6 protein-coding genes are annotated in these 5,793 nt (G+C 76.0%); 3 read left to right on the plus strand and 3 right to left on the minus strand.

Translation table 11 applies throughout. The annotated features are described in order from the left end of the window. From ASG00_RS15055 to pcaC, 3 genes are all read left to right on the plus strand, one after another. A partial coding sequence (locus ASG00_RS15055) for a lyase family protein (RefSeq protein WP_056206354.1) occupies positions 1-971 on the plus strand: 971 nt, incomplete at its 5' end. Next, positions 968-1,756: an alpha/beta fold hydrolase gene (locus ASG00_RS01610; RefSeq protein ID WP_056206356.1), complete on the plus strand. Its 789-nt coding sequence runs from the start codon at positions 968-970 to the stop codon at positions 1,754-1,756. The genes ASG00_RS15055 and ASG00_RS01610, both read left to right, overlap by 4 nt. Next, entirely contained in the window at positions 1,753-2,142 is a 390-nt protein-coding gene (gene pcaC / locus ASG00_RS01615; protein WP_056206358.1) for a 4-carboxymuconolactone decarboxylase, read from the plus strand. The genes ASG00_RS01610 and pcaC overlap by 4 nt, the downstream gene beginning before the upstream one ends. A 4-nt stretch (positions 2,143-2,146) precedes the next feature. Here pcaC and ASG00_RS01620 read toward each other — a convergent pair whose 3' ends face one another. From ASG00_RS01620 to ASG00_RS01630, 3 genes are all read right to left on the minus strand, one after another. Next, positions 2,147-3,187, minus strand: a complete 1,041-nt coding sequence (locus tag ASG00_RS01620) for a Gfo/Idh/MocA family protein (protein ID WP_056206360.1) — start codon at positions 3,185-3,187, stop codon at positions 2,147-2,149. Next, the gene (locus tag ASG00_RS01625; protein WP_056206363.1) at positions 3,184-4,833 is read right to left on the minus strand and encodes an FAD-dependent oxidoreductase; all 1,650 of its coding nucleotides are present in this window, start codon (positions 4,831-4,833) and stop codon (positions 3,184-3,186) included. The genes ASG00_RS01620 and ASG00_RS01625 overlap by 4 nt, the downstream gene beginning before the upstream one ends. After that, positions 4,830-5,793 (minus strand): alcohol dehydrogenase catalytic domain-containing protein (locus tag ASG00_RS01630; RefSeq protein ID WP_082482978.1); only part of this gene is annotated, 964 nt, incomplete at its 5' end. The genes ASG00_RS01630 and ASG00_RS01625, both read right to left, overlap by 4 nt.

Raw genomic sequence — 5,793 nt, forward strand, 5'->3', positions numbered from 1 at the left:
GCGCGGGGGAGCAGATCGACCTCGACCTGCGGGCGACCGCCCGTTCCCTCGCGGCCCTCGCCCGCGCTCACCGCGACGTGCCCGCAGCGGCCCGCACGCTCACCCAGCACGCCGTGCCGACGACGCTCGGCGCCCGGTTCGCGTCGTGGCTGCGCGGTGTGCGCGCGGCGCGCGCCGATCTCGCCGCGGCGCTCGCCGCCCTGCCCGCGCAGCTCGGCGGCGCCGGCGGCACCCTCGCGTCCGCGGTCGTGCTCAGTGATCCCGCGACGGCCCGCGAGCTGCCCGCCGCCTTCGCCGCGCAGCTCGCTCTCGCCGCTCCCGCCGCCCCCTGGCACGTGGAACGCCGCCCCGTGACCCGCCTCGGCGATGCGCTCGTGGCCGTCACCGACGCGCTCGGCGTGATCGCCGCCGACGTCGCGACCGCGTCGCGCACCGAGATCGGCGAGCTGTCCGAGGGGGTCGGCGGTGGCTCGAGCGCCATGCCGCAGAAGCGGAACCCCGCGGCATCCGTGCTCGTCAGATCGGCGGCGCTGCGCGCACCGCAGCTCGCGGCCACCCTGCACCTCGCGGCGGCCGGCGCCGTCGACGAGCGCCCCGACGGCGCCTGGCACGCCGAATGGCCCGCGCTGCGCGAGCTGCTGCGCGTCGCGCTGGGGGCCGCACGCACGGCGGCGGCGCTCACCGCCGGTCTTGTCGTCGACCTCGACGCCGTGGCGCGCACCCTCGCGCTCAGCGACGGGCTGATCGTCGCCGAACGGCTCTCGGCCGAGCTCGCCCCGCTCATCGGCGCCGACACGGTGGCTGCCGCGATCGCCGGCGCGACGACGGGCGGAGACCTGCGCACACTGCTCGAGGCACCGCTCGCGGCCCGCGGCCTGCGCGTCGACCTCGACGACCTGCTCGACCCCGCGCGCTATCTCGGGCTGGCCGCGGCATTCGTCGACGAGACCCTCGCCGAGGAGGACGCATGACCGCGCCCGTGATCGCGGCGACCAATCCGGTCGGGCCCGCCGATGCGCCGCTGCTCGTGCTCGGGCCGTCCCTCGGCACCTCGACGATCCTGTGGGAGAACACCCTCCCGGCGCTCGCGGAGCGCTTCCGCGTGATCGCGTGGGATCTGCCGGGTCACGGTGACGCTCCCTCCCCGGCCGCCCCGTTCACGGTGGGCGAGCTCGCCGACGCGGTCGCCGACCTCATCCGTGCGCACGGCGGACACGCCCTCTACGCGGGCGTGTCCCTCGGAGGCGCCACCGGGCTCGAGCTGCTGCTGCGGCATCCGGGTCTCGTCGACGCGGCCGCTATCGTCGCCTCCGGGGCCTTGCTCGCCACCCCCGAGAGCTGGCACGAGCGCGCCGCGACCGTGCGCGCGCAGTCGACGTCGGCGCTCATCATCGGGTCGGCCCAGCGCTGGTTCGCCCCCGAGTCGATGGCGCGCGAGCCCGAGCTGTCGGGCCGCCTGCTGCACGCCCTGCAGGACGCCGACGACGAGGGCTACGCCGCCTGCTGCGAGGCGCTCGCCGCCTACGACGTGTCCGCCCGCCTCGGCGAGATCGACACCCCGGTGCTCGCGCTGTGGGGTCGGCACGATCAGGTCGCCCCGGAGGCGAAGGCCCGCCAGATCGCCGAGGGCGTCGCTGACGGTCGCGCCGCGGTGATCGAGGATGCCGCGCACCTCCCGCCCGCCGAGCAGCCGGCCGCGACCGCCGCGGCGCTGATCGCATTCCTCACCCCCCACGCCCGGAAGGCGCAGCCATGACGACCGATCCCCTCGACGACGAGACCCGCCGCAGCCAGGGCATGACCGTGCGCCGCGCGGTGCTCGGCGACGCGCACGTCGACCGGGCCGTCGCCGGCACGACGCCGTTGACAGCGGACTTCCAGGACTTCATCACCCGGTACGCCTGGGGCGACGTGTGGTCGCGTCCCGGGCTCGACCGGCGGTCGCGCTCGGTCGCGGTGCTGACAGCGCTCATCGCGCTCGGCCACCACGAGGAGCTCGCGATGCACCTGCGGGCGGCCGTCACCAACGGGCTCACGCACGACGAGATCGCCGAGGTCATCCTGCAGTCGGCGATCTACTGCGGCGTGCCGGCGGCGAACACGGCCTTCCGCATCGCGAAGGACGTGCTCGGCGACGCCTGAGCGCTCAGACCGCGACGCTCCGCCCGGTGCGCGCCGCCCGCGCCACCGCCTCGACGATCGCGACGTTGCGCGCGCCGTCGGCGGCGCCGACGACCGGCTCCGCCTCGCCGCGCGCGACGGCGGCGAAGTGATCGAGCTGACGGTCGAACGCGTTCGCCGCGTCGAGGGGCAACGGGATGCCACGCAGCGGCGTCGTCCACACGGCCTCGCCCGCATGCGACCACACCGTCGCGTCGGGCAGTGACACCGAGGCATCCGTGCCGACGATGCGATGCGAGTCGACAGCGTGCACGGGGAAGCGGGGCGCGTCGCCCGCGGTGAGATCCCAGCACCACGGCGCAGCGGCGATGTCCGAGACGACGATCGTCGCGACCGCGCCGGAGGCGAATGTCAGCACGAGCGCTCCGGTGTCCTCGACGTCGAGCCCCCGGGCCGCGCGGGAGGCGACGGCCGACACCGCGACGACCTCGCCGCACAGGTGCCGCAGCAGGTCGACGTCGTGGATGAGGTTGATGAGGAACGTGCCCCCGGTGCCGGCCGTGCGGTGCCAGGGCACGTCGAAGTAGTCGTCGGGCTTGCGCAGGAACGAGGTGACCGACGCCGCGACGATGCGTCCGAGGGCCCCCTCGGCGATCGCCGCGGACGCGGCACGCACGGCCGGGTGGTGCCGCCGGTGGTGCCCGACGAGCACCGGCACCCCGGCACGGGCCGCCGCGTCGGCGAGCAGCGTCGCCTCGTCGGCGGTCGCGCCGAGCGGCTTCTCGACGAGCATCGGGATGCCGCGACGCACGAGCTCGTGCGCGAGCGGCACGTGCAGCTCGTTGGGGGTGGCGATGATGACGGCGTCGGGGGCCGTCGCGCCGAGCAGCGCGTCGAGGTCGGGGAACGACGGCACCCCGTGCGCGTCGCCGAGCCGAGCCGCCGCGGGCGTCGGGTCGGCGACGCCGACGAGGGTCGCCGTCGCCGATCGGGCGAGCGTCTCCGCGTGGGTGAGACCGATCGCCCCGGCGCCGACGAGCCCCACCCGTACGGGCGCCGCGCTCACGCGGGCACGCCCGCCCGCGCCGACGTGGCCGCGACGGCTTCCCGGCCGGCGGCGTCGCCCGCCGCGTAGGCGCGTGCGACGGCCGACCCGAGGGTCGCCCCGCCGCCCGGATACGTGTTGCGGAAGACTCCCGCCGCCACGTTCCCCGCCGCGAACAGCCCCGGCAGCGGCGCGCCCGACCAGTCGAGCACGTGCGCGTCCTCGTCGACGGCGAGGCCGCCCGAGGTGCCGAGCACTCCGGGGGACAGCGGCACGGCGGCGAACGGCGCCTCAGTGAGGGGTGCGAGGCACGGGTTCGGCTCGTGCGTCGAGTCGCCGAGGAAGCGGTCCTGCGCGCTCTGGCCGCGCCCGAACGCCGGGTCGAGCCCGTCGGCGGCCGCGGCGTTGAAGGCCGTCACGGTGGCGGCGAGCCCGTCGGGGTCGATGCCGAGGGCGACGGCGAGCTCGGGGAGCGACGGCGCGGTCGTGGCCCAGTCGGGGGCGGCGCCGGTGGCCGACCCGCCGATCGCGTAGCGCCGGGCGAAGCGGGCGTCGAAGACGAGCCACGCCGGGATGTTGCGCGGGCGCCCGGTCGTCGGGTCGGTGTCGCCGAACATCCGCGACGTGTCCTGATAGGCGAGCGCCTCGTTCACGAACCTCTCGCCGGCGTGGTTGACCACGATCGACCCGGGAAGGGTCATCTCGACGTTGCCCATGCGCCCCGACGGCAGACCGTCGTAGCGCTGGGCCGGCGGGGTGAGCACCGGCACGCCCCAGATCGCCGTCATGTCGGCGACGGCGGCACCGGCGGCGAGGCCCAGCTCGAGCCCGTCGCCCTCGTTCGAGGGGGCGCTGATCGGCGTGATCGGGAACGACAGGAAGGCGTCCCGCAGTCGGGGGTTCCACTCGAATCCGCCCGAGGCGAGCACGACGGCGCGGGCGATGACGGCCACCGCGCCGAACGTCGCCTCCCACCCGTCCTCCGTGCGCCGGAGCCCCTCGATGGGGGCGTCGGCGATGATCGGGATGCCGCGGTCCGCCGCCGAGGCCGCGAGCGCCCCGATGAGCGCCCCGCCCATGGTGCGCACGCCCTGCGCGTGGCGGTCGGCGATCAGCGCCGGGTCGGGGGCGGCGCCGTCGAGCCTGTCGCGCTCGGCCATCGTGAGCAGGGGGAAGTACGACGACGGACGGATCTCGTCGGCGAGTCCCGGGTGGCTCGACGGGTCGAACGCGTCGTTGTCGAGGCTGCGCCCGCCGAGGGCCGCCCCGGGCCATTCGACGCGGTAGTCGGGCCGGGCGAGAGCGGTGAAGCGCACCCGCGTGCGGGTGGCGAGGTAGTCGATGGCCGCGCCGATCGTGCGCACGTAGCCCTCGATCGCCGCGGGGGTCATGACGTGGCCCGAGCTCGCGGACAGGTAGGCGATGCCCGCTTCGGCGTCGTCGTGCCAGCCCTGTTCGCGGGCGACCGCCGTCGCCGGCGCCCAGATCACGCCGCCGCCCGCGGCGGTCGTGCCGCCGATCGTCGACGCCTTCTCGACGACCGCCACCCGCGCTCCGGCATCGGCCGCCCGCAGCGCGCTGACGAGCCCGGCGGCACCGGAGCCGACCACGAGCACGTCGACGTCGCGGGGGAGCGCCGCCGCGCCGTGCGCCACGACGGCGCTCATGCCGGCACCGCCTCGGCCAGCGGCATCCGGATCACGATCTTGCCCGTCGGCACGGCCGGGTCCGCCATCGCGGCGAACGCGTCGGCGAGGTCGTCGAACGCGAACGCGTGGGTGAGCAGCTGCTCGGCGGCGCCGCGGTGACGCGACAGCAGGTCGAGGCCCTGCGGGATGAGCCCGAGGCTGTTGCGGCTGCCGAGCAGGTCGAGCTCCTTGTACGGCAGGTCGGTCATCGACAGCTCCACGGTGCGGGTCGAGATGCCCACCTGCACGACGCGTCCGCCGCTCGCAACGAGGCGCACCGCGTTCTGCAGCGACGCCGGCACGCCGGTCGCCTCGATCACGATGATCGGCCCCGCGTGATCGGTGAGCTCGTCGATCGTCCGCTGCTGCGCGGCATCCGGGAACCCGGGGGCCACCACGAAGGTCTCGGATGCCCCGAAGCCCCGCGCGGTGGCGGCCCGCACCGCATCGGTGTCGGCGGCGAGCACGATGACGCCGCGGTCGGCGAGGGCCAGGGCGGCGAGGAGGCCGATCGGGCCGCAGCCGAGCACGAGCGCGATCTCCCCCGGCTGCGGGCGCGACCGGGTCACGGCCTGCAGGGCGATGGAGGTCGGCTCGGCGAGAGCGGCGACCTCCGTCGGGAGGCCCGCGGGCACCCGGTGCACCCGGGTCGCCGGCACGGCGACGAACTCGGCGAAGCCGCCGTCCTCGTAGCAGCCGAGCACCGACAGCGACGCGCACACGTTCGGCCGTCCGGCCCGGCAGGCGTGACAGACGCCGCACGCGACGACCGGGTCGATCACGACGCGCGCGCCGCGCAGGTCGGCGCGGTCGGGGTCGGTCTCGACGACGACGCCCGCGAGCTCGTGCCCCTGCACCAGGGGCAGCTCGGTGGGGTAGTCGTCCTCGAAGATGTGCAGGTCGGTGCCGCACAGCGTCACCGCGAGGATGCGCACGAGC

Source organism: Microbacterium sp. Leaf351 (assembly GCF_001423825.1).
Lineage (GTDB): Bacteria > Actinomycetota > Actinomycetes > Actinomycetales > Microbacteriaceae > Microbacterium > Microbacterium ginsengisoli.

Excerpts from the sequence above, each read along its gene's own strand:
- ASG00_RS01625 (WP_056206363.1), bottom strand. The coding sequence starts at position 4,833 with ATGAGCGCCGTCGTGGCGCACGGCGCGGCGGCGCTCCCCCGCGACGTC.
- ASG00_RS01610 (WP_056206356.1), top strand. The coding sequence starts at position 968 with ATGACCGCGCCCGTGATCGCGGCGACCAATCCGGTCGGGCCCGCCGAT.
- pcaC (WP_056206358.1), top strand. The coding sequence starts at position 1,753 with ATGACGACCGATCCCCTCGACGACGAGACCCGCCGCAGCCAGGGCATG.